The organism is Streptomyces sp. NPDC040589, assembly GCF_055594445.1.
The window spans coordinates 973,406-999,356 of sequence record NZ_JBVIWP010000001.1; the positions used below are offsets into that span (position 1 = coordinate 973,406).

The following is a 25,951-nucleotide window of genomic DNA, read 5'->3' on the forward strand; positions in this document are numbered from 1 at the left end:
CACACCCATGCCCGAAAGGCGGGAACATCATGACCATTCTGTTCGAATGCACCTACCGGGGCGGCCGTTACTTCGGCTTCGGACTGCCCAAGGCCGACCAGCCGTTGAGCCTCACGCCGCTCAGGAACCTGAACCTGGGGAAGCTGCTCGCCGAGGGCGGTGACGTCGCCGTGCTCCTCGCCTCCTCCGAGACGGTGACCGTTCCCGTGAGCGAACGCGACACCGTGTCCTTCCGCCCGCCGCTGCTGCCCGACCACCTCGGTGACGCGCTCGTCGGCGGCTTCATGCAGACCCACAACGTCAAGGTGGACGCGGACACCCCGTCCCAGCCGAACTGGTTTCTCAAAGGCCTCGGCGATGTGCTGAGGACCTCGGGGGAGGCATTGCGCGCACCGGCCGGGTCCGTCGCGCTGACCGAGGAGGCGGAGGTCGTCCTGGTCTACGTCACCGACGCGGAGGGCATCCCCCGGTACGTCGGCTACACCTTCGGCAACGACCTCACCGACATCGGCCGCTTCCGCCGCCACCGGGGACACCTCTCGTACGCCAAGCTGTGCGACGCGGCCGTGGCGCCCTGGCTCTTCCTCGACGAACCGCCACGCCACGTCACCGGGCACGTCACCATCGAGCGGGACGGCGAGCCGTGCTGGCGGGGCGAGTTCACCACCGGCACCAAGGCCCTGCACTACGGGCTCGACGACATCATGTCCGAACTGTTCTCCTACGACGCCCTGCTGGCCCCCGGCCGTGTGCACTACGCCTACATCGGCGCCGACCGCAGCAGCTTCCACGACGGCTTCCGCATGGCCGACCGCGACCGCGTCACCCTGGACTTCGCGAGCCACGGGGTCACCCTGTCGAACACCGTGCGATGTGCGTCGCCGACTCTCGCGGCCGCCGCGCACGAGGGATCGTGAGCGGCGGCGAGCGGGAGCGTACGCCGGTCGACCGGGTGCGCAGGCTCAGTGACACGGAGGCGACGTTCGCGTACACCCATGCGCTGATGGGTGGCAGGGGCGGGCTCACCGCCTCCTTCACGATGAACGGCGCGTTCTCGCCGGAGCGGGTGGAGGCGGCCGTGGAGCTGTGGCTGAGGAGGCTGCCGCTGCTGTCGCTACGCATCGAGGACACCGGGGGCGGGGAACTGTGGTTCCGGCAGGGGACGCCCGTGCCGTCGGCGGGCGAGCGGCTGTGGGCGCTGCGGGTGGGGCGGACTTCGGAGGGGGCGACACGTTTCTCCCTCAGCCTTCACCCTGCGATCTGCGACGGCCACTCCGTCGGGCGTCTCGTACGGCCGCTGCTGGACGCCCTGTTCGGCGTTCCCGGGGCCTGTGCCGGGGAGGAGGAGCTGCCGCCGGACACCGACGAGCTGACGTACGAGAGCGGTGGGATGTGCGGGGTGTGCGTGCCGGGGCCGGCGCGGCGGGCTGTGACGTCGTACGGCCAAGAAGCAGGGCCAGGACATGGGCGCGGGCGGTCGACCGGGGTGGTGCGTGAGAGTGGTGGGGGTGTGACCCTCGCCATCGGTCCGTACGAGACCCGGCGGCTGCGTGACTGGTGCGGTGCGCGGCGGTTGACGGTCAGCGGGTTCCTCGCGACCGTGCTGGCCGACGCGTTCGCCCGGGAGAGCGGCCGCCGGGAGGTCACGGTCGCCAGGGCGGTGTCCCTGCGCCGGCGGTACGCCGAGCGGGCGCTGATCAGCGAGCCCGGGTGTGTGCTGGGCGTGGTGCGGGCGCGGCTGCGGGCGGGCGGCACCGGTCGGGACGCCGTGGGTGCGGGGGGCGACCTCGTGGGCCGGGCCCGGGGCCACGCGGAGGTGCTGTGCTCGGCCGGGCGGGAGTGGCGTCCGGAGCGGCGGGCGCACACCGCGATCCGCCGGGCCGTGGAACAGGAGACGGACGGCGGCGGGCCAGAGCTGCGGGTGACCGACGCCGGTTCGGTGGACACCGCGCTCGGACCGCACGCGGGGAGGGTCACGGGGTTCCGGACCGTGGCGGCTCGGGGTGACGGGGCGCTCGACGGCACGCTGCATCTGTCGTCGTTCAAGGGGGCGTTGACGGTCGGGCTGACCGTCGGCGGGCCTTGGGCGGCTGTGGCCGAGCGGGAGTTGAGTAACGCGATGCTCTTGCACAACCGCAGGTGAGAGCCCTGCGGGAGTGCGGACTCCTCAAAGTCGTAGGTGAAGATGGCCCCTTCGATTGAAAACAAAGAGTTCGTTCTCTATTTTTTGAGGGCAGGCTTCGTTCGAACCGGCGGGGCCCGCCCAGTGCGACCAGTCCAGAGGAAGGGAACGCGTCATGGTGAGGGCGTTTTCCAGCGTGGCTCCCGGGCGGAGCGGATCCTCCGCACGCCGCTCCTCCTCCGACGTTTTCGATGCCTTCATCGCGGAGATCTTCGAACGGCTGCCCCGTGCCGACCAGCGCAGATGGGCCCATGTCTACACGCGAGGCCTGCTGGTGACGCCGGGGCGCAAGACGGTACGCCGGCTCGCGGCCTCCGCCTCGGACTCCGCCACGGCGGCCCAGGCCCTGCACCAGTTCGTCAACGCCAGCCCCTGGGACTGGGAGCCGGTCCGCGCCCGCCTGGCCGACTGGATCGTACGGCGGTCCCGGCCGCGTGCCCTGGTCATCGCCACGGCGGTGCTGCCCAAGCGGGGTGACCGCTCCTGCGGAGTGCACCGCCGCTTCGTCCCGCGGGACGGTCGTACGGTCAACTGCCAGGTCGGTGTGGGGGCGTTCCTCGCGGTGGAGCAGGGGACGGCGCCGGTCGACTGGCGGTTGCTGTTGCCCGGGCGGTGGGCCGAGGACGCGGGTTCGGGTCCGGCCGCGGGTTCGGCCGATGCCCTGGCGTTGGACCTGGTCGACGGGGTGGGGACTCGGGATGTGACCGGCTCGGGCGGGGTGCCGGTGGTCGCCGACCTGGTCGGGTTCGCGGACAACGCCGCGCTGGTGGGCGGGCTCGTCGGCCGGGGGCGGCGGTTCGTCGTGGCCGTACCCGATGACTTTGTGGTGCACCCGGACCGTGCGGCTCTCGGCGGGCCCGGCTCCCGTGCCGGTGCCGGCGTCGGTGGTGTGTCCGCGCGGAGCCTCCTCACAGCCCACCCGGCGCGAGTGGCGACGGGGGTGGTCCGCCTCCCCGGCGCCCCCGTCGCCCTCCGGTTGGTCGGCGAGCCCGGGAGCGGACGGATCTGGCTCACGGATCTCGTGGACAGGTCGCCGCGCGAGGTGCTGGCGCTGGCCAGGCTGCACACGGATGCCGTCGACACGGTGGAGCGGCTGGCCGACGACTTCGGTCTGCGCGCCTTCGAGGGGCGCTCGTACGCCGGCTGGCACCACCACAAGACCCTGGTCTCCGCCGCCTTCGCCTACAGCACGCTCGGCTCCGCCGCCCCGGCGCGGCCCGGCGACCCGGCGCACCCGTCACCCCGGCCACGCACCGCCCGCCCGCCGCACCGGGCACGGACTTCGACGACCGGGGGACGGGCTGGTACGGCACCGGGGCGCGGTGCCGGGGTTCCGGTGCGGGCGCTCACGGCACCCGGGCGAGCGCCGGCGGCTCCGGCGCGGACGGCTGAGGCGTCGGTGCGGACCTCCACCGCCGCGGCGCGTCCCCTCGCGACATCGGCGCGGTCGTCCGCAGTTCCGGCGCCCCCCACACGCACCCTCATCATCCCGCCCCGGCTCCCCGCACCCCCCTCGCAGCCGCTCCCCACCCCGATACGAACGGAATCCTGATGGCCCTTCCCAAAGCGTTCTGGTTGTTGTGGTTCGGGCAGACCGTCAGCCGGCTCGGGACGCTCGCCCCTGCCTTTCTCGTGCTCTACATGGAGCAGGACGGGCTCGTCGCCCCGGGTACGACCCCGCTCATCGTCGGGCTCTTCGGTGCCGGTGTCGTGTTGTCCGGGCTGGTGGGAGGGGCGGTCGCCGATCTGATCGGGCCGCGTCGCACCATCGTCGCCGCCCAGCCGGTCACCGCCGCGATGGCTCTGCTCTTCGCCTTCGCCGAGAACGTCGTCGCCCTGTGCGCGCTGTCGCTGATCACCGGGTTCCTGTCGTCCGTCGACCGGCCGGCCGGGGCCGGGCTGATCTCCGCGATCGTTCCGCAGGAGCAGTTCTCGAAGGCGTACAGCCTCTTCCTCGTCGGCTTCAACATCGGCATGTCGCTGAGCCCCGTCTTCTCCGGTTTCCTGCTCGAAGTCAGCCCCGGTGCCCTCTTCGTCGTCTGGGCGGCCTCCAGCCTCGTCTACGCGGCCCTCGTCTTCGCGGTGCCCGCCGATCCGCCGCCCGCGCAGGGCTCCGACCGGCCCGCCGGGGCCGCGGCGGCCCTCAAGTCGGCCGCACGCGGGATCGCCGAACCCTTCCGGACTCCCGTCCTGGTCGCCTTCCTCCTCCTGACCTTCCTGCTGGCCTGCATCTACCTCCAGGTCAACTCCGCGTTGCCGCTCGACATGCGGGCCAGCGGGCTGAGCACCGGGGACATCGGCTTCGTCCTCGCCGTCAACGCCGTCCTGTCCGTGCTGCTGCTCCCGCTCGTGCCCCGTCTGGTCGGCGGGCTGCGCGCCCACGTCCCGCTGATCCTGGCGGCCGTGTTCATGGCCCTCGGCTTCGGCGGCAACGCTCTCGCCGGCGGCATGGTCTCCTTCACGATCGCCACCGTCGTATGGACGCTCGGCGAGGTGCTGTGGGCCCCGATGTCCGCCACCTTCATCGCCGACCGGGCCCCGGCGGGACGCAGCGGCACCTACCAGGGCTCGTACTTCTTCGCCTGGAACGCGGCGTTCGTCGTCGGCAGTCCCGCCGGACTCGCCCTCGCCCACTCCCACGGCTACGAGGCGCTGTGGATGTCCGTCCTCGGCCTGGGGCTCGCGGTGACGGCCGGCTTCGCCCTGCTGCCCCGACTGGCCGGGTTCGTGACCAAGCCCCACTCCGACGCCGACTCCACCTCCGGCCCCGACACCGAGTCCGTCACCACCGCCCGAGCGACCACCCCGTAAATCCCGACCCGAGAGACAAGGTGACCCACCATGCCCGCACCCACCCCCCGCACCGCACTCCTCGTCGGCGCCGCCGGCGGCATCCTCAAGGAGGTCTCCCGCGAGCTCGCCGAGGAGGGCCACACGCTGGTCCTGTTCGACCGGGACGCCGAGGCGGTCGGCCGGCTCGCCGAGGAGCTGGGACGGATCACCAAGGTCGAGGCCGTCGTCGGTGACATCACCGACATCCCGGCGGCGGAACGCCAACTGACCGACATCGTCGACCGGTTCGCCCCGTCCATCCTCGTCAACGGCGTCGGCGGCGACACCCGCGTGATCGGCTACGCCGACCTCACCACCGACCACTTCGACCAGTCGTTCCTGGAGAACGTGGTCAGCAGCTGGATCGCGGTCAAGGTGTGCGCCCCGCGCATGGCCGCCGACGGCTACGGCCGCATCGTCAACTTCGCCTCGGCGGGCGGCCGTACGTACAGCCACTTCAACAACGCCGCGTACGTCGGCGCGAAGGCCGCCGTCATCGGCATGACCAAGCAGATGGCGTACGAGCTGGCCCCGACCGGGGTCGTCGTCAACGTCGTCGCCCACGGGCCCATCGCCACCGAGCGGGTCGCCGGGGCGTTCGAGCGGCGTGACCCGGCGCAGCAGCAGGCCGTCCTGGCCAAGCTGCCGATGGGCCGCTACGGCACCGTCGCCGAGGCCGTCGGCAGTGTGCTGCACCTCTGCTCCGAGAGCGCCGGCTACTCGACCGGGTCCGTCATCGACATCAACGGCGGCCTCTACATGTGAGTCCCGCCCCTCGCCCCCATCGCGACACCGGAGGTATCCATGGCGAAGTTCGTCGTCGAGTTCGAGTACAACGTCGACCGTGCGGGCCGGGAGCATCTGCACCGCGCCCACACCGACTATCTGCGGGCCCTCACCGACAGCGGCGTCCTGCTGCTCGCCGGGCCGCTCCAGGACACCAACGGCGGCCTGCTGGTCTACGAGGCCGAGGACCGCGACCGCCTCCAGGAGGTTCTGGACGCCGAGCCCTACGTCAAGGGCGGCATCGTCAGCCGGGTTCGTATCCGGCAGTGGGCGCCGGGCAAGGGCACGTGGGCCGCCGCGTCGGAGAAGGCCGCGGCCTGAGCCCGAGGCGCTTCGCCCCGCCGCCCCTCCCCGTAATGAAGCAAGCCTCCCCGAAAGGACCGACTGACGTGCTCGTGACGCCAGTTCAGCAAACCCCCACCCCCCTGCGCCGGGAAGCCCTGCACGCCGGGATCGTCGATCCGGGCATGGACTCGATGCGGCTGCTCAGCGAGACGGCGATGAAGTTCCCCGAGGCGCTGTCGTTCTCGTCGGGGGCGCCCCACGACGGTACGCACGACCTCACGAAGCTCTCGTACTACGTCGACCGTTACATCGCGCACCTGCGGGAGCAGGGGGTGCCCGAGCAGCGCGTCACCCGGCTGCACTTCCAGTACGGACCCGTCAACGGGTTCATCCGGGAAGAGGTCGCCCGCATGCTCGCCAAGGACGAGGACATCGATGTCGCGCCCGAGGCGATCATGATCACGCACGGCTTCCAGGAGGCGGCACTCGTCGCCCTGCGGGGACTGTTCCGCTCGCCCGACGACGTACTGCTGTCCGTGTCCCCGGCGTACGTCGGCATTCGCGGCGCCGCCCGCATGCTGGACATTCCGGTCAAGGGCATCACCGAGGGGCCCAACGGGCTCGAGCCGGAGGCCGTGGCCGCCGCCGTGCGCGCCGTGCGTGCCGAGGGCAAGCGGCCCGCCGCGCTCTACCTGGTCCCCGACTTCTCCAACCCGTCCGGCACGGTCGTACCCCTGGAGGCCCGGCGGCGGCTGCTCGCGCTGGCCGCCGAGGAGGGGTTCACCATCCTGGAGGACAACCCGTACGGGCTCTTCGCGAGCGACGAGGAGAGGCTGCCGACGCTCAAGGCGCTGGACACCCGCGGTGACGTCGTCTACCTCGGCTCCTTCGCCAAGTCCGCGTTCCCGGGCGCCCGCCTCGGCTATCTGGTCGGTGACCGGGAGGTCGTCGGCGAGGACGGCACCCGGCGCACCCTCGCCCAGGAACTCTCCAAGGCCAAGGCGATGTTCACGGTCGGCTCGTCCTCGCTCTCCCAGGCCGCGATCGGCGGCATCCTCGTCGACGCCGGCTACGACCTGCGCTCCGCCACCCGCGACCTGGCCGCCGTCTACCAGGAGCGGCTCGCCGCCACCCTCGACGCCCTCGCCGAGCACTTCCCGCCCGAGCGGTACGCCGAGCACGGCGTGCGCTGGAACCGGCCGCGCGGCGGTTTCTTCCTGGTCGTCGAGGTGCCCTTCGAGGCCGACCTCGTCGCCATGGAGCGGTCGGCCCGCGACTACGCGGTCAGCTGGGCGCCGATGAGCATGTTCCACCTCGACGGCAGCGGCGAACGCGCCCTGCGCCTCGGCTTCAGCAACCTCACGCCCGCCGCGATCCGCGAGGGCATCGCCCGCCTGGCCCGCTTCATCGAGGCCGAGTCCACGTCCGAACCGGAGGCCACCTCATGAGCAACAGCCCCACGCGCCCCGTGGCGGTGATCGTCGACGGCTACTCCGCCGGCAACTTCTACCCCGCCGCCTTCGCCGCGTACGGCACGGACGTCGTCCACGTCCAGTCCACCCCGGAGCTGATCCCGGCGATGGCACCGCCGGACCTCACCGCCTACCGGGAGAACATCCTCGGACACGGCGACGAGAGGGCCCTCGTCGAGCGGCTGCGCGACCTCTCCCCCGTGTGCGTGATCGCCGGCCAGGAGTCGTCCGTGCCGCTCGCCGACCGGCTGAGCGAGGCGGTCGGCGTCCCCTCCAACGGCTCGGCGCTGTCACCGGCCCGCCGCGACAAGTACGAGATGATCGAGACGCTGCGCCGCGCCGGGGTGCGCTGCGCGCGGCAGCTCAAGACCGACGACCCGGACACGGCGGTCGACTGGGCCGAGGAGCACGGCAGTTACCCGGTGGTCGTCAAACCGCTGAGCTCGGCGGCCTCCGACGGCGTCTTCGTCTGCGACGGCCCCGACGCGGTCCGCGCGGCCGCCCGGACCGTCCTCGACGCCCCGAACATGTTCGGCCTCGCCAACACCGAGCTCCTCGTACAGTCCTATCTCAAGGGCACCGAGTACATCGTCGACACCGTCAGCCGCGGCGGCGAGCGGTATGTCTGCGGGGTCTGGGAGTACGAGAAGACGCTGCTGCCGTCCGGCAAGAACATCTACAACCGCGACCTCCTCGCCGACCCGTACGACAACCCGGTGGTCGCCGAACTCACCGCGTACGTCGACGAGGTCCTCGCCGCCCTCGGCGTCGCCTGGGGGCCGGCCCACGCCGAGGTCATCGTCACCGACGAGGGCCCCGTCCTGGTCGAGATCGGCACCCGCCTCAACGGCAACATCAACGCCCCCTTCCACGACGTGTGCCTCGGCCACAACCAGGCGGCGCTCACCGCGCAGGCGTACACCCGGCCCGACGAGTTCCGCGCCGAGTACGCCGGCCGGACGTACACGAGGCTTCAGCCCGCCGTCGTCTACAACGCCCCGACCGAACTCGACGGTGTCGTCGACAGCGTCGACGAGAGCGCCGTGGCGGAGATCCGCGGCCTGGAGAGCGTCTTCCTCGCGACGGTCAAGTACGCGCCCGGCGCCCGGATCAGGCCCACGGTCGACCTGCTGACCAGCTCGATGCGGGTGTTCCTCACGGCGCCGGACGAGATGGCCCTGACGGCCGGCTACGAGAAGGTCCGCGCGCTCAAGGACGCCGTGTACCGGGTCGCCTGACCCCCTCCCTGCCTCTCGCCTTCCTCTCTGCCTTCCTCTCCGCCTTCTTCTCCGCCTTCTTCCCTTCCTTCTTCCACGACTTGCTTCCCGGAGGTCTGTCATGCACAGCCGTATCGGTCTCTTCCTGTCCCCCGTCCACGAGACCGGCCAGGACCCGCACCTCGCGATCCGCCGCAACCTGGACCTCGTCGAGTACGTCGACGACCTCAACTTCGACGAGGCGTGGTTCGGTGAGCACCACACGCTGGGCTGGGGCCTGGTCGGTGCGCCCGAGACGCTGATAGCCGCCGCCTCCCAGCGCACCACCCAGATCAAGCTGGCCCACGGCGTCGTACCGCTCTCCGGCCACCACCCCTTCCACGTGGCGAGCCGGGCGGTCCACCTCGACCACCTCACCCGCGGCCGGTACATCCTGGGCGTCGGCCCGGGCGTGCCCTTCGACGCGAAGATGTTCGGCCTGGAGCAGCCGGTGCAGCGCCGCCGCCTGGAGGAGGCCCTGCCGACGGTCCTGGAGCTGGTCAACGGCGACGAGCGGATCACCCAGCAGACGGACTGGTTCGACCTGCGCGACGCCAAGCTCCAGCTGCCGCGCTTCAGTCCGCAGGGCATCGAGGTCGCGGTCGCGACCTCCGGCACCTCGCAGTCCAGCCCGCGTCTGATCGGCCAGTACGGGCTGAGCATGACCTCGTTCGCCCTGCCCTTCGCCCTCCTCACGCCGGGCGCCCCCGCGCACATCAACCTCGCCCACCAGTGGAAGTACGCGGAGGAGGCCGCCGCCGAGCACGGGCAGACCCTGGACCGCGACAAGTGGCGTATCGCGCTGCCGGTGCATGTGGCCGAGACCCGCGAGGAGGCGTTCGCGGACGTCCGCGAGGGCTACGACCGCTGGCTGTTCGAGTACTTCGGCAAGGCGGCCGGCCGTGAGGTCCTCAGCCCCGACGTGCCGCGCGAGAAGGCGCTGGAGGCCCGGGTCGAGGCGGGCGGCGCGCTCGTCGGCTCGGTGGACGACGTGGTCGCCGGCATCGAGCGGCTGCACGAGATCACCGGCGGCTTCGGCACGCTGCTCGTCTACGTCGCCGACTGGACGTCCTGGGAGAAGACCAACCGCAGCATGGAGCTGCTGGCCCGCCATGTCGCTCCCCGCATCAACGGCTCGGCGGCCCGGCCGCAGGAAGCCGTGGACTTCGCGATCGCCAGCCGGAAGAAGTAGCGCGCTGTAGCACCTGGTGCGAGGAAGCGTCCTCGCCGAGCCCGCCGTATGTCACGTCACGTCACGCGAGGCCGGGCCGTTCCGTCGGCCCGGCCGTGCGTCCCACCCGATCGGAAAGAACTCATGCTGGAGCAACGCTCGTTCCGCGACATACTCGGCCGGTTCACCACGGGAGTGGTACTGGTCACCGCCGACACGGCCGAAGGCCCCAAGGGCATGGCGGTCAACTCCTTCACCTCCGTCTCCCTCGACCCGCCGCTGGTCGCCCTGTGTGCCGCGGACACCTCCTCGACCTGGCCGGCGATCCGCGAGGCCGGCTCCTTCGCGGTCACGATCCTCGGCGACCAGCACGCGGAGCTGTGCCGCCTGTTCAGCACCAAGGGCGCCGACCGCTTCGCCGCGGGCGCCTGGTCCACGACCCGTGCCGGGCACCCCATCCCCGCCGACGGTCTCGGCTGGCTGGACTGCCGTATCACCACGGTCCATCCGGCGGGCGACCACGAACTGGTCATCGCCGAGGCCCTGGAGGGCGCCCTGACGGCCCAGGCGGGCCCCCTGGTCTTCCACGCGGGCCGCTTCACGGCCCTGGCAGCGGCCTGACGTCTCCCTCCGGATACGACCCGACGGCACCCCGTCGCCACTCCCTCCGGCGCCGGCCCGGCACGGGCACCGAGTCCCGCACGGGCGCCGGCCCGGCCGGGCACTGGGCCCAGCACAGGCACCGAGCCCAGCACGGGCGCCGCCCCAGCCGGGCACCGAGACCGCACGGGCACCGGGCCCAGCACAGGCACTGAGCCCCGCACGGGCACCGGGCCGACACGGGCACCGAGTCCCGCATGGGACACCAAATCCCGCACAGGCACCGAGCCCAGCACAGGCACTAAGTCCCGCACGGGCACCGACCCGGCCGGACACCGGGCCCAGCACAGGCACCAAATCCCGCACGGGCACCGGGCCGACACAGGCACCAAATCCCGCACGGGCACCGGGCCGACACGGGCACCGAGTCCCGCATGGGCACCGAGTCCGCAGGGACCCCGGGCCCAGCACAGGCACCGAGTCCGCAGGGACCCTGGGCCCAGCACAGGCACCGGATCCCGCACGGGCACCGAACCCAGCACAGGCACAGAACCCAGCACGGGCACCGAACCCAGCACAGGCACCGGATCCCAGCCGCGGGCACAGCCCTGGCCATGGCTACGGGTCCCGTTCCGGCACCGGGCCCGGCCGTTGTACGGGCCAGGCCGCCAGGCACGACGCGGCACCCCGTCGCTCACCGCCCGCCACCAGCAACCACCCTCACCCTCACCCTCACCCTCACCCGCACCCGCACCCGCACCCGCACCCGCACCCACCCTCCCCACCCGCCGATCCGAGGCCACCGGCGTCCTCGGCCCGGCGCGGGGGTCCAGCCCGACGGGACGGCCCGCCCAACCCGGGACCTGGCCCCGCCCGTCAGGGGGCCCAAGCCTTCTTGCACGGGCCCGCCCACCCGGGGCCAAGCCGGCGTGGAGGCGCCGACCCAGCCCGGGGCACCGACCCGCCCCGGGACCCGACTCCGCACCCGCCCTGCCCCGGACCTGGCCCCGCCCGGGACCCGCCCCGGGACGCGTTCGTCGCGTCGACGCCCATGAGAAAGGCAACCCGCGTGTCCCACACCGATCCGATACCCGAGGCGCTCACCCTCCCCCTGCCGCCGGATGCCGGGCCGGAGGCCGACCTCCGCTTCGTCCGGACCGCCCCGCGTCATCTCGTCGACCGCAGTGCCGTGGCCGAGGTGCTGATCACCGACTGGCGGCGGCTTGGCCCCGACGCGTTCCGGCTGGGCGCGCAGTGGCCGCGCGGGCACCACTTCTACGCGCCCATCGCGGGTACCTGGTACGACCCCCTGCTCACAGCGGAGTCGCTACGGCAGGCCTCCGTCCTGGTCGGCCAGACGTACTACGGCGTCCCGGCGGACCATCACTTCACCATCGCCGAACTGGAGTTCGAGATCGTGCCGGGCGTCATCCTGCTCGGCACCCGCCCCGCCGAGATGCGCCTGGAGGCCGCCGCCACGGCCGTCCGGGGCGCCACGCACCGCCACGGCCCCCCGACCGCACTCACCCTGGAGGCCGACCTGCTGCGCGGCGACGACTTCGCCGGCGCGGGACGGCTGACACTGCGCACGTCCGCCCCCCGGGACCCCGCCGCAGGGGAGGGCGGCGGGTACCCGCCCCTGCCCGACCCCGTGCCGCCCGCGATCGTGGGCCGCCTCGACGAACGCGACGTCGTCCTCGGCGTCCCCCGCTCCGCCGCCGCCCGCCGGAGCCTGAACTGGGACCTGCGGATCGACCCCGGCCACCCGGTGCTCTTCGACCACCCCACCCACGAGATCCCCGGCATGGTGCTCCTGGAGGCCGCCCGCCAGGCCGCACAGGCGGCCTGCGCCCCGTACCGCGTACTCCCCGTGGAACTGCGCAGCGCCTTCCACTCCCCCCTGACCCTCGACCTCCCCTGCCGCATCTCCGCGACCAGGCTCCCCGCGCAGGACGCGAGCGAGGACGCCGCGCTCCGGGTCACCGCGTGGCAGTCCGGCCGACTGGCCTTCGACAGCCTCGTGGTGGCGAGCCTGTGCGACTGAAGGAGGACCGGAGAGATCCTCAGGACACTTCTAGGGCGTGGGGTCGCCCTCGTTCCCGCCCGGCTGCGGCTCGGCCAGTTGTGCCGTGCAGTACGCCGTGACGTTCCGCTCACCGCCCGCCGCCGCCACGAGACGCTGCCAGACCGTCTCGTTCACGCCCTGGCCGTTTCCCCCGACCTCCCGGTAGTCGCGGCAGTCGTCCTCGGTGGTCGGGGCGGGGGCCGGGCGTTCGGGGCCGTCGTCCGCCGGGAATCCCGCCGCGCCGATCACCCCCATGGCGACACCGACCAGCATGAGACCGGCGAACAGCACGGAGAGCGTCGTCCGCGGGGACGGCCCCGGGTGGCATCGCCCCCCGGGCCCCCAGTCGTCCCGGCGGCGGGCGCGGCCGCGGTGGGCCCCGGCGTCCCGGGCGGCCCGGAACGCGGCCACGGCCCGCTGCTCGGCCTCGGCGTCGACACCGTCCCGGACGAGGGAGGCGACGATCAGCGCCTCGACTTCGGCGTCGGGAAGGGCGGGGCGGGAACGACGGCCGGGAAGCCCGCCGCCGCTCTGCCGTTCACCCATGTCCGATTCCGTTCCTGCTCGGGTCCTGCCCGGTCCTGCTCGATCCGCTTGCCCGCACGGCCGCTTGCCCGCACGGCCGCTCGCCCGCACGGCCGCACGGCCGCCGGGCCACCAGTACGTCCCGCGCGTCCGGCCTGTTCAGGACGGAGCGGCCGCGCGGTCCCTCCGTCCCCGCCGGAGAAGCTGAGCTTCGTTCACGTCGACTCCCCCAGCGTCCGGGGAGCCTCATCCGTCACACCCTCCGCGCCCAACTGCCGGGCGAGGCGCCTCAGCCCCCGGTACGCGGCCGTGCGTACCGCCCCCGGACGCTTGCCCAAGACGCGCGCGGCGGCCGGGCCGTCGAGGCCGACCACGACACGCAGCAGCACGGCCTCGGCCTGGTCGCGGGGCAGCCCGCGGACCAGTTCCAGGGCGTGCTCGGTGGACAGGGCCTCCAGCGCCTGGTCGTGCGTGCTGTGCGGCCCGGGCAGGTCCAGGACGTCCTGTTCCAGCGCGGCCGGCCGGGGCCGTACCCGCTGTCGGCGCAGATGGTCCAGCGCCCGGTGCCGGGCGATGGTCGCCGTCCAGCCGCGGAAACCGGACCCGTCGCCCTGGAACCGCCCCAGGTCCCGGGCTATCTCCAGCCAGGCGTCGGACGCCACGTCCTCCGCGTCGTCCCCGACCAGGCCGCGCAGATAGCCGAGCAGGCCGGGCTGCACGAGCCGGTAGGCGACCGCGAAGGCCGCCTCGTCTCCCTGCTGGGCCCGCGCGACGGCCGCGCCCAGTTCCCCGTCGTACGCCCGCATGCGCCGGGGTGCAGCTCCCTGACCCACGTACCGTCCCCGTCCGTACCGAGGGCGCGCCCTCCCGTACCACGCCCCCACGGTGATCAGCGCCGGTGCGAGCGGAAGTGTCACAGCGCGTCAGGCACCCGGGGGCCGACCACCGTTCGGGTCAACCCGACCCGCCGTCCTCGGGAGCGCCGGCCCGTGGAGGTTTGGGCCAAGTGACGTACCGGGGAGCTCTGCACGGGATGCAACCGCCCCACGAAAGGCGAGCGCCGTATGCCATCTCCCCTCCTGCGCACCGCCGTCGCCACCGCTCTGGCCCTCGGTGCCCTCGGTCTGGCCCAGCCCGCCCGGGCCTCGTCCTCGGACGGCGTGTACACCGTCCGGGTGCCGGACGGTGATCCGCACAAGCGGTCCCTCGCCCCGCGCACCACCGAGCCGTTCAGCATGGTCGGGGTCACCTGGGCGGACCCGGACGCCGCCCTGGACGGCACCGCGTATGTGCGCACCCGCTCCCGCGAGAGCGGCGAGTGGAGCGCGTGGCAGGCGCTGGACACCGATGTGCGCATGCCCGAGAGCGGTCCCGACCACGACCACTCCGGGGTGCGCGGCGGCACCCAGCCGCTGTGGACCGGGCCCTCGGACGGCGTCCAGGTGCGCGTCTCTGGCGGGCGGCTGCCGCAGGGGCTGCGCGTCGAACTGGTCGATCCCGACGGCGGTTCGGACGCCGTGCAGACCTCGGTCGTCGAACCGGCCCCCGGAGCGCCGCCTCTGGCCGGCCGCCCCACCGTGACGTCGCGCTCCGCCTGGGGCGCCGACGAGTCCCTGGTGAAGGACCCGCCCACCTACACCACCGGCACCCAGGCGATGTTCGTCCACCACACGGCGGGCACCAACGACTACACCTGCTCCCAGTCGGCGTCGGTCGTGCGCGGCGTGTTCCTGTACCACGTGCAGAGCAACGGCTGGAACGACATCGGCTACCACTTCCTCGTCGACAAGTGCGGGACCGTCTTCGAGGGCCGTGCGGGCGGCATCGACAAGCCCGTCCTCGGCGCGCACACCTACGGTTTCAACACCGCCACGAGCAGCGTGTCGGTGCTCGGCGACTACTCCACGGCGACCGCCAACGCCGCGGTGCGCGCGTCGGTCGCCAACGTGGCGGCGTGGAAGCTCGGCCTGTACGGCCTCGACCCGGCCGGGACCGTGGTGCTGACCTCCGGTGCCGACAACGGCAAGTACCAGACGGGCCAGAAGGTCACGCTCCACCGCATCTCCGGGCACCGCGACGGCTCCCCGACGGAGTGCCCCGGACAGAACCTCTACGACGACCTGCCCGAGATCCGCTCCCTCGCCTCGAAGGCCGGCACGCTCGTCGCACCGGAACCGGCGACGGAACCGGAACCGGCACCCGAGTCGGCACAGGAGCCCGCACTCGAGCCGGAGTGGGAAACGGACCTCGCCGAGCTGGGGATCGAGGGCGTGCGCGCACGCTGACGCTACCGCCGGGGCGCCGTGCCCACCGCGTCCCGGCACAGCAGCCGCAGCGATCCGTGACCGCCGTAGCAGCGGCGGGCCTCGTCGATCGGGTCCCAGAGGCGCCCGTCCGGGGTGCGGATCCAGTGGTCACCGCCGGTGGCCCACCACTCGGCCCCGCCCTGGCGTGCCATCACCTCACCGGCATACGCCCCGAACCCGCGCAACACCTCCTCCACGGCCGCGTACGGCGCTCCTTCCCGCCGTATCCCCTCGATCATGCGGTCGATGCTCCACAGACTCTGTGCCGAGTAGTCGAGGCGCAGTCGTGCTCCCTCGCGCATCGTCGCCACTGTGTCCGCCGCCCACCGCAGCGGCTTCGCAGCCGCCGATGGCCTGGTCTCCTGCTGAGTCGTCACACCCCTTCAATGCGCTGCGGGGCGGCGTTTCGTCACGCGAAATCGGCGACTTCCCGGAAGTGGCGCAGGACCGCCCCACCTCGGCCTTACGACAGTCACAGGACTCTTTCAGGAACGGGGTTTAGGCCCGTCAGAGCGCCTGGACGGCCTCAGCTCTGTTGCCGGGTCCGGCGGGAGACCACGGCGCGCAGCACCCGGCGCCCCTCCGTCGACACCTCCAGCGCCCGCCGCAGCCCGGCCGGTCCGTGTCCGGCCAGGACCTCGAGGACGGTGACCTGGCGGCGCAGTTCGGCGGCGACGAGCGGCGACATGCCCTCCGTACGGCCCTGGCGACGGGTGTCGACCGAGGAGGCCTCGTCCTGGGCGGTGTCCAGGAGGCGGTGGATCTGGAGGGAGGCGACGGAACAGGCGTCGGCCCACACCCGCACCTCGGCGGCGGACCGCTGAGCGGGGGCGGCCTCGAGCATCCGGTGGGCGAGCGCGACCGCCTCGTCCCCGTCGCCCGCGGCGTCCAGCTTCCCGCGCGCCTGCTCCAGACCGTCACCCCAGTCGCCGGCACCGGCGTCGTCGGTGAGGCTCGCCCACAGCGGCCGCAGGATCTCGTCGTCGCCGCCCAGCAGGGGCACACACCGATCCAAACAAGCCAGCCCGCTCGCGGCCAGCCCGCGTTCGTCGGCCTGTGCGATCAACTCCACCAGGCTCATCCACGCCTCCCTCCGCGGGCCATCTCCGGGGCCCAACCAGGCCGCTACCAGCCCTCACCCCTCACGGAACCCACACTTCCCCTTACTGCGCGCAACAGCCCCGGAGTGTCACAGGGGCACCACGCCCAGTCGGTCGAGGAAGCGGAAGAAGAGGTTTTCGGCCAGAGGATCGGGGTCTGCAGTCAGTACGTCCACCAGCGCGTCGGCGTTCACTTCGTGTCCGGCCTCGGCGGCCCAGCGCACCGCGCGCTCGGCGGCGTCGCGGGGTTCCAGGAAGTAGTCCTCCAGCGTGAGGCCCTCCCGGTCCGCGCCTAAGTAGCCGGCCATCGCGGTCGGCGCGAGGCACGTCGTCCACGCCCCGCTCTCCGGCGCCGCGGCCTCCAGCACCACGCACTCGCTGTTCATGACGTACCCGAACAGCGAGGGCGCCCCGGTCTCCCGGGCCAGGTCGTTCATGCTCCCGACGTCGCCGTCGCCGCTCGGGTACTCCCACAACTGCCAGCCGCCCGGCGCCGAGCTGTGCGGTGTCATACCGCCCTCGGCCCCCGGCAGCGCGGCCAGCTCCGCCAGCGGCTGCTCCGCTCTGCCCACGACGAAGTAACCCCAGTAGCCCATGTTCCGGTTCCCCCCGGCATATTCGATCCGACTCCCGTCAGAAGACCACCACAGTCGTACGGGAGTTCGCAGCCGTATGGGCCAATACGTGGGGAGTCAGCCGAGCCTGTCCGCCAGCGCCCGGAACTCCGCCCAGGACAGCTCGGGCCTGTCCGGGTCCCACAGCTTCTGGACCGTCGCCCGCAGCGGCATCCGGATCCCCGCCGCCACCTGGTCCTGCGTCTGCGAGTCGGCCAGGTCGCACCAGACGGCGAGGTTCCCGCCGAGTATCTGCCCGTCGTAGCGCTCCGGCACGGCCGTGGTGCCGCGCAGCACCCGAGGCGTCCACTGCTCGTAGATCCGCTGCCCCGTCGGATAGACGAAGGTCTGCGGCTCGCCGAGCACGTAGTACAGGTACTCGTCGTTGTAGTTGATCACCTGCCGGCCCGCCTCCAGGTACTCCAGGGGCTCCCGGGCGCCGATCTCCTTGCCGGTCCAGTAGGCGACCTGGATGTCCTTGTCGGGCTCGACGGACGTGCCGCGGAAGAAGCCGTCGTTCCACGCGCGCGGGGTGCGGTCGTGCTCGCGGACGGTGGCGGCCCGGTCGTTGAGCCAGCCCGTGGTGAGGTCGGCGACCGTGGCGCCGGAGCCGTACTTCTCCCGCGCCGCGGCGGCCAGCTGCGGGAACGCCGCCTCCGGGTCGGAGCGGACCAGCGCCTGGTACTCGTCGGCCCCGAGGTGCCAGGGCTTGCCGGGGAAGAGCTCCGCGTACTCGTTCAGCAGCTCGTCGACGATCTCGGCGCTCTCGGGCTTGGAGATGTCGATGGCGCCCTGCACCGCCGACCCCTGCGCGGTGCGCAGCTGGAGGTCGGGGTGGGCGCGAAGGACCGCGCCCAGGTGCCCGGGCGAGTCGATCTCGGGCACGACGGTGATGTGCCGGCTCTCCGCGAGGTCGATGATCTTCCGCACCTGCGCCTTGGTCAGATGCGGCTGGGACACGATCTCCGGCTGCGTGTCGGACTCGATCCGGAACCCCTGGTCGTCGGAGAAGTGCAGGCCCAGCTGGTTGAACTTCAGGTCGCCCAGCTCCCGGACCCGGTCCTCGATCCAGCCGGCCGTGAAGTTCTTGCGCGCGATGTCCAGCATGAACCCGCGCTGCGGCTTGGCCGGCTCGTCCCGCACCACGCCCTCGGGCGCCGTCCCGCCGTCGCGGGTCTCCTGCTTGAGCGTGCGAGTGCCGTAGAAGACGCCCGCGTCGGCGGGCCCGGTTATCTCCGCGCGCCCGTCGCGCACGGTCATGACGTACGACTCCGGGTTCGCCTTCTTGTCGCCGCCCAGCGCCAGCCGCAGGTCCCCGGCGCGCCGGTCGTCCTTCTCGCCCGCGTACGTCAGCCCCAGCTCGCCGGCGACCAGCCGCCCCTCGTCGGCCAGCGCCGCGTCGTCCACGACCACGCGGTTGCCGCTCTCGGGCTGCCAGCCCGGGCCGCGCGCCGCCTCGTGGTCGCGCACGGCGGGTATCGTCCGCGGCGCCTTGGACAGGGCGTACGAGCGGCTCGGACTGGGGCTGCTCTCCGGCGAGGTGCCCCGCGGGGCGGCAGCGGTCCGGCCCTCGGAGGGTCTGGCCTCCGCGCCTGTGGACCCGCCGTCGCCGTCCGAGGCCGCCCAGAGCCCCAGACTCACCCCGGCCGCGACCATGACCAGTGCGACGGCCATGGCCACGACCAACACTGGCCGCTGTTTCACCTGCTTCGCCGTATCCCGGCGCCTGTGCTGACTCACACGGCCAACCTAAAACCCCATGGCGCACGGCGCGCGTCCACCGCACGTTCCGAAACTCTCTCCCCCGGGTGAAATTCGGGCATCCGTCGGACACGTCTCGGTCGCACTCGATAGCGTGACGTCACATCTCTCACACCTTGCCCTGCCGACACACGTGACGCCCACAAGGACCCACGCTGCCCGCGCACCGTCTCCCAGACCTCCCCGGCCGAGCCGCCATACCGGTGGAGCACTTCAACGCAGCCTCCGCGCAGGAGCTGGAGCAGACGCTCCTCACCTGTTTGCGCAGCCACCGCTGGTCCCGGCGTGTCGCGGAACACCGCCCCTATCCGGACCTGGCCTCCCTGCTCGCCGCCGCCGACGAGGCGGCGTACGACCTGGCCTGGGGCGACCTCACGGAAGCCCTGACTGCCGAGCCCCTGCCCGCGCTCCCCCCGGACACCTACGCCGCGGCCCACACGGCCCTCAGCGCGGCCTACGCCGCCTACGAGGCCCGCTTCGGCCATGCGTTCGTCATCTGCCTGGACGGCCTGACCCAGGACGAGGTCCTGGACCACCTCCTGGAGGCCATCCGGTCACGATTGACCAACGATCCCGAAGAGGAGCGGGCGGTGGTGGCCGACGAACTCCGGCGCCTGGCAACGGAGCGGTTGGTCAGCACCCTCAGGGGCGCGGGGAACTGCGCGAGCAACCACTGACGACCCGCACCCGGCAGCCCCAGGTAACCCCCCACCGCCCTGGCCCGCGCTAGCCCACCTGTACCTCTTTGCATGCCAGTTTGATCACACCCCGGGACCCCGGCGCAGCCCAGCGGCAGCGCATCGCTACGATGCTGGGGGCCGGTGGACCGTACCCGGCCGGGCCCGACCGACACACCAAGCCGGCGCGGCCCCAATCCCCGCTCCCGGAGGAAACTTCCGTGCCGGCTGGAACGCTGTACCGCGGCCGGGAAGGAATGTGGTCCTGGGTGGCTCATCGAGTCACCGGCGTCCTCATCTTCTTCTTCCTGTTCGTTCACGTGCTGGACACCGCTCTCGTCCGCGTGTCCCCTGAGGCCTACGACACCGTCGTGGCCACGTACAAGACGCCGATCGTCGCGCTGCTGGAGTACGGCCTCGTCGCCGCCATCCTCTTCCACGCGCTCAACGGCCTGCGTGTCATCGCCGTCGATTTCTGGACCAAGGGCGCCCGGTACCAGAAGCAGATGCTCTGGACCGTCGTCGCCCTGTGGGTCGTGCTGATGCTCGGGGCGATCTACCCCGTCCTCGGCCACGCCGCTCGTGAACTCTTCGGGAGCTGACGCCAATGTCCACGTCTGAGAAGACCGCCGCCGGCGTCGGCCCCGTCGAGGGCGGCGCCGTCTACACCGTCGACAACCCGGCCCCCTTCATCGAGGCCCCGCGCCAGCGCACCAAGAAGACCCCGAAGTCCACGCGGGGCAACTTCGAGCTGGCCGCCTGGCTGTTCATGCGCCTGTCCGGCGTGGTGCTGGTCGTGCTGGTCCTCGGCCACCTGCTGATCCAGCTCGTGCTGGACGGCGGCGTGTCGAAGATCGGCTTCGCCTTCGTGGCGGGCCGCTGGGCGAGCCCCTTCTGGCAGGTCTGGGACCTGCTGATGCTGTGGCTCGCGATGCTGCACGGCGCCAACGGCCTGCGCACGGTCATCAACGACTACGCGGAGCGCGCGAACACCCGGCTGTGGCTCAAGGGCCTGCTCTACACCGCCACGGTGTTCACCATCCTGCTGGGCACGCTGGTGATCTTCACCTTCGACCCGAACATCCGCTAGGCACGGGGCTGCGAGAATCATGAAGATCCACAAGTACGACACCGTCATCGTCGGCGCCGGTGGCGCGGGCATGCGCGCCGCCATCGAGTCGACGAAGCGCAGCCGCACCGCGGTCCTGACCAAGCTGTACCCCACCCGCTCCCACACGGGCGCCGCGCAGGGCGGCATGGCCGCCGCGCTGGCCAACGTGGAGGAGGACAACTGGGAGTGGCACACCTTCGACACGGTCAAGGGCGGTGACTACCTGGTCGACCAGGACGCCGCCGAGATCCTGGCGAAGGAGGCCATCGACTCCGTCCTCGACCTGGAGAAGATGGGCCTGCCGTTCAACCGCACGCCGAACGGCACCATCGACCAGCGCCGCTTCGGCGGTCACAGCCGTAACCACGGCGAGGCCCCGGTCCGCCGCTCCTGCTACGCGGCCGACCGCACCGGCCACATGATCCTCCAGACGCTGTACCAGAACTGCGTCAAGGAGGGCGTGGAGTTCTACAACGAGTTCTACGTCCTGGACCAGCTGATCACCGAGGTCGACGGCGTCAAGAGGTCGGCCGGTGTGGTGGCGTACGAGCTCGCCACCGGCGAGATCCACGTCTTCCAGGCGAAGTCCGTGGTCTACGCGTCCGGCGGCTGCGGCAAGTTCTTCAAGGTGACGTCCAACGCGCACACGCTGACGGGCGACGGCCAGGCCGCGGTCTACCGCCGGGGTCTGCCGCTGGAGGACATGGAGTTCTTCCAGTTCCACCCGACCGGCATCTGGCGCATGGGCATCCTGCTGACGGAGGGCGCCCGTGGTGAGGGCGGCATCCTCCGCAACAAGGACGGCGAGCGCTTCATGGAGAAGTACGCGCCGGTCATGAAGGACCTCGCGTCCCGTGACGTCGTCTCCCGCTCCATCTACACGGAGATCCGGGAAGGCCGCGGCTGCGGCCCCGAGGGCGACCACGTCTACCTGGACCTGACGCACCTCCCGCCGGAGCAGCTGGACGCGAAGCTCCCGGACATCACGGAGTTCGCCCGCACCTACCTCGGCATCGAGCCCTACACGGACCCGATCCCGATCCAGCCCACGGCGCACTACGTCATGGGCGGCATCCCGACGAACGTCGAGGGTGAGGTCCTGGCGGACAACACCACCGTCGTCCCGGGCCTGTACGCGGCCGGCGAGGTCGCCTGTGTGTCCGTGCACGGCGCCAACCGCCTCGGCACCAACTCGCTGCTGGACATCAACGTGTTCGGCAAGCGCGCGGGCATCGCCGCCGCGGAGTACGCGCAGACGGCGGAGTTCGTCGAGCTGCCGGAGAACCCGGCGGAGCTCGTGATCGAGCAGGTGGAGCGCCTGCGCGACTCCACCGGCACCGAGCGTGTGACGGCGATCCGCCGCGAACTGCAGGACACCATGGACGCCAACGTCATGGTGTTCCGCACCGAGCAGACGATCAAGACGGCGGTCGAGAAGATCGCGGAGCTGCGCGAGCGGTTCAAGAACGTGTCGATCCAGGACAAGGGCAAGCGGTTCAACACGGACCTGCTGGAGGCCATCGAGCTGGGCAACCTGCTCGACCTCGCCGAGGTCATGGCGGTCTCCGCGCTCGCCCGCAAGGAGTCCCGCGGCGGTCACTACCGCGAGGACTACCCGAACCGCGACGACGTCAACTTCATGCGGCACACCATGGCGTACCGCGAGGTCGGCGCCGACGGTTCCGAAACCGTCCGTCTCGACTACAAGCCGGTCGTCCAGACCCGCTACCAGCCGATGGAGCGTAAGTACTGATGGCTACCCCTGTTGTGGACAAGGCGGAAGCGGCCGGCCAGCCCGAGCCCGGCTTCGCCGACTCCCCCTACATCACCGTCACCTTCCGGGTCCGCCGCTTCAACCCGGAGGTCTCGGCCGAGGCGACCTGGGAAGACTTCCAGCTGGAGATCGACCCCAAGGAGCGCGTGCTCGACGGCCTCCACAAGATCAAGTGGGACGTCGACGGCACGCTGACGTTCCGCCGCTCCTGCGCGCACGGCATCTGCGGCTCCGACGCCATGCGGATCAACGGCAAGAACCGCCTCGCGTGCAAGACGCTGATCAAGGACATCAACCCCGAGAAGCCGATCACGGTCGAGCCCATCAAGGGCCTCACGGTCCTGAAGGACCTCGTGGTCGACATGGAGCCGTTCTTCCAGGCGTACCGCGACGTCATGCCCTTCCTCATCACGAAGGACACGAACGAGCCGACGCGTGAGCGCCTCCAGTCGGCCGAGGACCGAGAGCGCTTCGACGACACCACGAAGTGCATCCTCTGCGCGGCCTGCACCACGTCGTGCCCGGTCTTCTGGAACGACGGCCAGTACTTCGGCCCGGCGGCCATCGTCAACGCGCACCGCTTCATCTTCGACTCGCGCGACGAGGCCGGAGAGCAGCGCCTGGAGGTCCTCAACGACCGCGACGGCGTCTGGCGCTGCCGCACGACCTTCAACTGCACGGACGCCTGCCCGCGCGGCATCGAGGTCACCAAGGCGATCGCGGAGGTGAAGCGAGCGCTGATCACGCGCCGCTTCTGAGATCGCGTTCCGCAGTCCTTCGAGGGCCCCGTTTCCGCTGGGAACGGGGCCCTCGGGCATATGCCACACCATCGGGTGGAGGAGGCCGGCCTTGGGGCACACCGGTACAGCGGTTAACGCTAAACCGGTGATCATGAGCTTCTAGCACAGCCGATCGGCCTGACGCCGGGTTCGGTGGAAGATCGTTGAGTGGCTGCGGGCGTCGATAGCTTCGGGTCCATGCCAGTGGAGTTCTTGACCGACGAGCAGGCGGTTTCGTACGGGAAGTTCAACGAGGAGCCAACCCGGCCGGAGCTGGAGCGGTTCCTCTTCCTCGACGACGAGGACCGCAAGCTGATCGCGAAGCGGCGCGGTGATCACAGCCGGCTCGGGTTCGCCCTCCAGATGTGCACCGTGCGCTACATCGGCCGCTTCCTCCCGGACGACCCGCTGGACGTTCCGTGGGCGGTGGTGGAGTACCTCGGGGAACAGCTCGGCATCGAGGACGTCTCGTGCGTGAAGCAGTACACCGACCGCAAGCCGACGGCGTACGAGCACGCGTGGGGGATCCGGGACGCGTACGAGTACCACGAGTACGACGATGCGGAGTGGGGGCGAAAGTTTCGTACGTTCCTGCACGGGCGGGCATGGACGCATGCCGGGGGGCCGGTGGCGCTGTTCAACCAGGCGGTGGGCTGGCTGCGCCGTCACCGGGTATTGCTGCCGGGGGTGTCGGTGCTGGCCCGGAAGGTGTCGGAGGTCCGTGCGTCGCGGAGAAGCGGCTGCACGCCACGGTCGCCAGGGCCGCTCACCGGGCGGACGCGGCGCTGCCCGGGGACCTGGTGGCCATGCTGGTGACGCCGGAGGGCGCCCGGTTCTCGGAGCTGGAGCGGCTGCGCCGGCCACCGACGCGGACAACGGGCACGGCGTTCGCGCGGTCGCTGGAGCGGGTCGATGAGATCGGCGCGTTCGGTCTGGGCCGGGTGCGCCTGTCGCAGGTCCCGCCGAACAGTATGGTCGCGTTGGCCCGGTACGGGCTGGGTTCGAAGGCGGCGAGCCTGGATCGGGCGGAGGAGCCCAAGCGCACCGCGATGCTCACCGCGGTGATGCGCCACGTGGAGGCGAAGGCCATCGACGAGGCCCTGGACCTGTTCCAGGTCCTGATGGCGACCCGGCTGATCAGCACGGCGAAACGGGCGACGGAGAAGGAGCGCCTGTCGACGCTGCCGCAGCTGGAGAAGGCGTTCCGGATGCTCGCGCGGGCGGCGAAGGTGCTGTTCGGGGAGCTGGAGCTGGTGGAGACGCACGGCGCCGACCTGGACGCGGCGGCGCTGTGGGCGGCGGTCGAGGAGGTCGCGCCCCGCCAGGCGGTGATGGGCGCGGCCTCGCTGGTGGTGTCGCTGGTGCCCGAGGACGAGGACTCGGCCGACGTCGCGATGCGGGCGGCGCTGGCCACCCGCTACAACACGGTGCGCCCGTTTCTGGCGCTGCTGGGCGAGTCGAAGGGGCTGGCGGCGTCGACCGGCGGCACGCGGGTGCTGGCCGGGGTCAAGCGGCTGCCCGCGCTGGCGCGGCGGCGGGTGAAGGACAAGCCGCTGGTGCCGCGCGAGGTGGACGACAAGCTGGTGCCGGCCGCCTGGCGCAAGGCGGTGTACGCGAATGCCGACCTGCCGCAGGGGTCGGTGGACCGGGACGCGTACTGCTCGGCCGCTACAGCTTCACCGCCTCCACCCCGGCCGCCGGCGCCTTGCGCCCGCTGCGCGACCCAGACGCGGCCGGGCTCGGGCTCGACGAGGACGACAAGGAGCAAAGGCCCCCTTGGCGTCTCCCGCCGGGCCCGGACCGTTGTCAGGGTGGGGTGCCGGGCCGGGGCAGCAATCAGCTCGGCTGGTCGCCGGTGTACCGGTAGATCTCGGCGCCGCTGTTGATGTGCCACACGGTGCCATCAGTGCCAGCGGCGATGTCGATGGCCGTGCCGGGGATCTTGATCCACGGGTTGCCGCCGCTGGCGTCGTTGTTGGTGTACCGGTAGATGCTGCCGGCGGGGTCGACGCCCCACACGTTCGTCCGGGAGCCGACTGCGATGCGCTTGAGGCTGCCGTTGACGCTCGTCCAGGGGTTCGCACTGTCCTGGTCCCCGGTGTAGCGGAAGACCTGGTTGCCGCCGTTGACGCCCCACACGGTGCCGTCGGCGCCCGCGCCGATGTCACTCAGGGCCCCGGGGATCTTGATCCACGGGTTGGCGTCGTGGTTCGTGTAGCGGAAGATGCCGCCTGCGGAGTCCACGCCCCACACGTTCGTCCGCGAGCCCGCGTCGATGCGGACCAGGCTGCCGGAGATGCCCTTCCAGGGGTTGGCGCCGTCGGTGTCCCCGGTGTACCGGTAGATCTGGTTGCCGCCGTTGACACCCCAGGTCGTACCGTCGGAGGCCGCCCCGATGTCGCTGAGTCCTCCCGGGATGTTGATCCACGGGTTGGCGTCGTAGTTGGTGTACCGGTAGATCGCGCTGGCTGCGTTCACACCCCACACCGTCGTCCTGGACCCCGCCGAGATGGCCGTGAGAGCCCCTGCGACCTTCACCCAATCCGCCATGCCGAAACACCCTTCTCCAAGCCGTTGCTGACCCGGCCATCCTGGGTGCAAAGACGAGCTGACAGAGCTAGTGAATGCTTGTCTTAATACTGAATCGGCCTGTAA

General features: G+C 71.6%; 23 protein-coding genes and 2 pseudogenes. 18 read left to right on the forward strand and 7 right to left on the reverse strand.

Annotated features, from left to right (window positions below):
• Positions 1-29 precede the first annotated feature (29 nt).
• From ACZ58V_RS04425 to ACZ58V_RS04475, 11 genes and pseudogenes are all read left to right on the forward strand, one after another.
• Entirely contained in the window at positions 30-917 is an 888-nt protein-coding gene (locus ACZ58V_RS04425) for an FAH family protein (RefSeq protein WP_468187318.1), read from the forward strand.
• Positions 914-2,143 (forward strand): hypothetical protein, encoded by a 1,230-nt coding sequence (locus tag ACZ58V_RS04430; RefSeq protein WP_471288285.1) that lies wholly within the window; start codon positions 914-916, stop codon positions 2,141-2,143. Before ACZ58V_RS04425 ends, ACZ58V_RS04430 begins: the two co-directional genes overlap by 4 nt.
• Before the next feature lie 154 nt (positions 2,144-2,297).
• Positions 2,298-3,422, forward strand: a pseudogene (locus tag ACZ58V_RS04435) (IS701 family transposase); the annotation flags it as partial.
• Positions 3,423-3,733: 311 nt separating this feature from the next.
• On the forward strand, positions 3,734-4,993 hold the full coding sequence (locus tag ACZ58V_RS04440) for an MFS transporter (protein ID WP_468187314.1): 1,260 nt from the start codon (positions 3,734-3,736) through the stop codon (positions 4,991-4,993).
• A gap of 30 nt (positions 4,994-5,023) precedes the next feature.
• Positions 5,024-5,779 (forward strand): SDR family NAD(P)-dependent oxidoreductase, encoded by a 756-nt coding sequence (locus ACZ58V_RS04445; protein WP_189722834.1) that lies wholly within the window; start codon positions 5,024-5,026, stop codon positions 5,777-5,779.
• Between the two features lie 39 nt (positions 5,780-5,818).
• The gene (locus ACZ58V_RS04450; RefSeq protein WP_468187311.1) at positions 5,819-6,121 is read left to right on the forward strand and encodes a YciI family protein; all 303 of its coding nucleotides are present in this window, start codon (positions 5,819-5,821) and stop codon (positions 6,119-6,121) included.
• 68 nt (positions 6,122-6,189) lie between these two features.
• Complete coding sequence (locus ACZ58V_RS04455; RefSeq protein WP_468187309.1) at positions 6,190-7,533, forward strand: aminotransferase-like domain-containing protein; 1,344 nt, start codon at positions 6,190-6,192, stop codon at positions 7,531-7,533.
• Entirely contained in the window at positions 7,530-8,795 is a 1,266-nt protein-coding gene (locus ACZ58V_RS04460; protein WP_471288289.1) for an ATP-grasp domain-containing protein, read from the forward strand. Before ACZ58V_RS04455 ends, ACZ58V_RS04460 begins: the two co-directional genes overlap by 4 nt.
• Before the next feature lie 100 nt (positions 8,796-8,895).
• The gene (locus tag ACZ58V_RS04465) at positions 8,896-10,005 is read left to right on the forward strand and encodes an LLM class flavin-dependent oxidoreductase (RefSeq protein WP_215119158.1); all 1,110 of its coding nucleotides are present in this window, start codon (positions 8,896-8,898) and stop codon (positions 10,003-10,005) included.
• Positions 10,006-10,128: 123 nt separating this feature from the next.
• Entirely contained in the window at positions 10,129-10,605 is a 477-nt protein-coding gene (locus ACZ58V_RS04470; protein WP_468187305.1) for a flavin reductase family protein, read from the forward strand.
• A 1,048-nt stretch (positions 10,606-11,653) separates the two neighbouring features.
• Complete coding sequence (locus ACZ58V_RS04475) at positions 11,654-12,628, forward strand: ScbA/BarX family gamma-butyrolactone biosynthesis protein (protein ID WP_468187303.1); 975 nt, start codon at positions 11,654-11,656, stop codon at positions 12,626-12,628.
• Between the two features lie 30 nt (positions 12,629-12,658).
• On the opposite strand, the gene ACZ58V_RS04480 is transcribed toward ACZ58V_RS04475, so the two are convergent.
• Together ACZ58V_RS04480 and ACZ58V_RS04485 are read right to left on the reverse strand one after the other, a co-directional pair.
• Positions 12,659-13,195, reverse strand: a complete 537-nt coding sequence (locus ACZ58V_RS04480) for a hypothetical protein (protein WP_471288293.1) — start codon at positions 13,193-13,195, stop codon at positions 12,659-12,661.
• A gap of 194 nt (positions 13,196-13,389) precedes the next feature.
• Positions 13,390-14,007 carry an RNA polymerase sigma factor gene (locus tag ACZ58V_RS04485; RefSeq protein ID WP_471288295.1) on the reverse strand — a complete coding sequence of 206 codons (618 nt, stop codon included), beginning with the start codon at positions 14,005-14,007 and terminating at the stop codon, positions 13,390-13,392.
• 231 nt (positions 14,008-14,238) lie between these two features.
• Here ACZ58V_RS04485 and ACZ58V_RS04490 point away from each other — a divergent pair, with 231 nt between their 5' ends.
• Positions 14,239-15,459 carry a peptidoglycan recognition protein family protein gene (locus tag ACZ58V_RS04490; RefSeq protein WP_471288297.1) on the forward strand — a complete coding sequence of 407 codons (1,221 nt, stop codon included), beginning with the start codon at positions 14,239-14,241 and terminating at the stop codon, positions 15,457-15,459.
• A gap of 2 nt (positions 15,460-15,461) precedes the next feature.
• On the opposite strand, the gene ACZ58V_RS04495 is transcribed toward ACZ58V_RS04490, so the two are convergent.
• The 4 genes from ACZ58V_RS04495 to ACZ58V_RS04510 form a co-directional block, all read right to left on the reverse strand.
• Complete coding sequence (locus tag ACZ58V_RS04495) at positions 15,462-15,857, reverse strand: hypothetical protein (RefSeq protein ID WP_382835739.1); 396 nt, start codon at positions 15,855-15,857, stop codon at positions 15,462-15,464.
• A 149-nt stretch (positions 15,858-16,006) separates the two neighbouring features.
• A complete protein-coding gene (locus ACZ58V_RS04500) occupies positions 16,007-16,561 on the reverse strand; it encodes a hypothetical protein (protein WP_468187295.1) in 555 nt (184 codons plus the stop codon).
• Positions 16,562-16,669: 108 nt separating this feature from the next.
• Positions 16,670-17,176, reverse strand: coding sequence for a hypothetical protein (locus ACZ58V_RS04505; protein WP_468187293.1), 507 nt, complete (start codon positions 17,174-17,176; stop codon positions 16,670-16,672).
• A 96-nt stretch (positions 17,177-17,272) separates the two neighbouring features.
• Positions 17,273-18,868 (reverse strand): beta-N-acetylhexosaminidase, encoded by a 1,596-nt coding sequence (locus tag ACZ58V_RS04510; protein WP_468187291.1) that lies wholly within the window; start codon positions 18,866-18,868, stop codon positions 17,273-17,275.
• A 290-nt stretch (positions 18,869-19,158) separates the two neighbouring features.
• Here ACZ58V_RS04510 and ACZ58V_RS04515 point away from each other — a divergent pair, with 290 nt between their 5' ends.
• The 6 genes and pseudogenes from ACZ58V_RS04515 to ACZ58V_RS04540 form a co-directional block, all read left to right on the forward strand.
• A complete protein-coding gene (locus ACZ58V_RS04515; RefSeq protein ID WP_471288301.1) occupies positions 19,159-19,632 on the forward strand; it encodes a 2-oxo-4-hydroxy-4-carboxy-5-ureidoimidazoline decarboxylase in 474 nt (157 codons plus the stop codon).
• A gap of 221 nt (positions 19,633-19,853) precedes the next feature.
• Positions 19,854-20,234 carry a succinate dehydrogenase, cytochrome b556 subunit gene (gene sdhC / locus ACZ58V_RS04520; RefSeq protein WP_356437225.1) on the forward strand — a complete coding sequence of 127 codons (381 nt, stop codon included), beginning with the start codon at positions 19,854-19,856 and terminating at the stop codon, positions 20,232-20,234.
• A gap of 5 nt (positions 20,235-20,239) precedes the next feature.
• Positions 20,240-20,722 carry a succinate dehydrogenase hydrophobic membrane anchor subunit gene (locus ACZ58V_RS04525; protein ID WP_033311431.1) on the forward strand — a complete coding sequence of 161 codons (483 nt, stop codon included), beginning with the start codon at positions 20,240-20,242 and terminating at the stop codon, positions 20,720-20,722.
• Between the two features lie 19 nt (positions 20,723-20,741).
• Positions 20,742-22,496, forward strand: a complete 1,755-nt coding sequence (sdhA, locus tag ACZ58V_RS04530; RefSeq protein ID WP_468187287.1) for a succinate dehydrogenase flavoprotein subunit — start codon at positions 20,742-20,744, stop codon at positions 22,494-22,496.
• A complete protein-coding gene (locus tag ACZ58V_RS04535; RefSeq protein ID WP_391099195.1) occupies positions 22,496-23,275 on the forward strand; it encodes a succinate dehydrogenase iron-sulfur subunit in 780 nt (259 codons plus the stop codon). The genes sdhA and ACZ58V_RS04535 overlap by 1 nt, the downstream gene beginning before the upstream one ends.
• 219 nt (positions 23,276-23,494) lie before the next feature.
• Positions 23,495-24,954, forward strand: a pseudogene (locus ACZ58V_RS04540) (DUF4158 domain-containing protein); the annotation flags it as partial.
• Between the two features lie 178 nt (positions 24,955-25,132).
• Here the strand turns inward: ACZ58V_RS04540 and ACZ58V_RS04545 are convergent.
• Entirely contained in the window at positions 25,133-25,846 is a 714-nt protein-coding gene (locus tag ACZ58V_RS04545) for a tectonin domain-containing protein (RefSeq protein ID WP_468187284.1), read from the reverse strand.
• Positions 25,847-25,951: the final 105 nt, after the last annotated feature.

Coding starts and splice junctions, on each gene's coding strand:
- ACZ58V_RS04490 (WP_471288297.1), top strand. CDS start 14,239: ATGCCATCTCCCCTCCTGCGCACCGCCGTCGCCACCGCTCTGGCCCTC.
- ACZ58V_RS04445 (WP_189722834.1), top strand. CDS start 5,024: ATGCCCGCACCCACCCCCCGCACCGCACTCCTCGTCGGCGCCGCCGGC.
- ACZ58V_RS04440 (WP_468187314.1), top strand. CDS start 3,734: ATGGCCCTTCCCAAAGCGTTCTGGTTGTTGTGGTTCGGGCAGACCGTC.
- ACZ58V_RS04425 (WP_468187318.1), top strand. CDS start 30: ATGACCATTCTGTTCGAATGCACCTACCGGGGCGGCCGTTACTTCGGC.
- ACZ58V_RS04500 (WP_468187295.1), bottom strand. CDS start 16,561: ATGAGCCTGGTGGAGTTGATCGCACAGGCCGACGAACGCGGGCTGGCC.
- sdhA (WP_468187287.1), top strand. CDS start 20,742: ATGAAGATCCACAAGTACGACACCGTCATCGTCGGCGCCGGTGGCGCG.
- ACZ58V_RS04470 (WP_468187305.1), top strand. CDS start 10,129: ATGCTGGAGCAACGCTCGTTCCGCGACATACTCGGCCGGTTCACCACG.
- ACZ58V_RS04525 (WP_033311431.1), top strand. CDS start 20,240: ATGTCCACGTCTGAGAAGACCGCCGCCGGCGTCGGCCCCGTCGAGGGC.
- ACZ58V_RS04480 (WP_471288293.1), bottom strand. CDS start 13,195: ATGGGTGAACGGCAGAGCGGCGGCGGGCTTCCCGGCCGTCGTTCCCGC.
- ACZ58V_RS04465 (WP_215119158.1), top strand. CDS start 8,896: ATGCACAGCCGTATCGGTCTCTTCCTGTCCCCCGTCCACGAGACCGGC.
- ACZ58V_RS04535 (WP_391099195.1), top strand. CDS start 22,496: ATGGCTACCCCTGTTGTGGACAAGGCGGAAGCGGCCGGCCAGCCCGAG.
- ACZ58V_RS04510 (WP_468187291.1), bottom strand. CDS start 18,868: ATGGCCGTCGCACTGGTCATGGTCGCGGCCGGGGTGAGTCTGGGGCTC.
- ACZ58V_RS04460 (WP_471288289.1), top strand. CDS start 7,530: ATGAGCAACAGCCCCACGCGCCCCGTGGCGGTGATCGTCGACGGCTAC.
- ACZ58V_RS04545 (WP_468187284.1), bottom strand. CDS start 25,846: ATGGCGGATTGGGTGAAGGTCGCAGGGGCTCTCACGGCCATCTCGGCG.
- ACZ58V_RS04505 (WP_468187293.1), bottom strand. CDS start 17,176: ATGGGCTACTGGGGTTACTTCGTCGTGGGCAGAGCGGAGCAGCCGCTG.
- ACZ58V_RS04450 (WP_468187311.1), top strand. CDS start 5,819: ATGGCGAAGTTCGTCGTCGAGTTCGAGTACAACGTCGACCGTGCGGGC.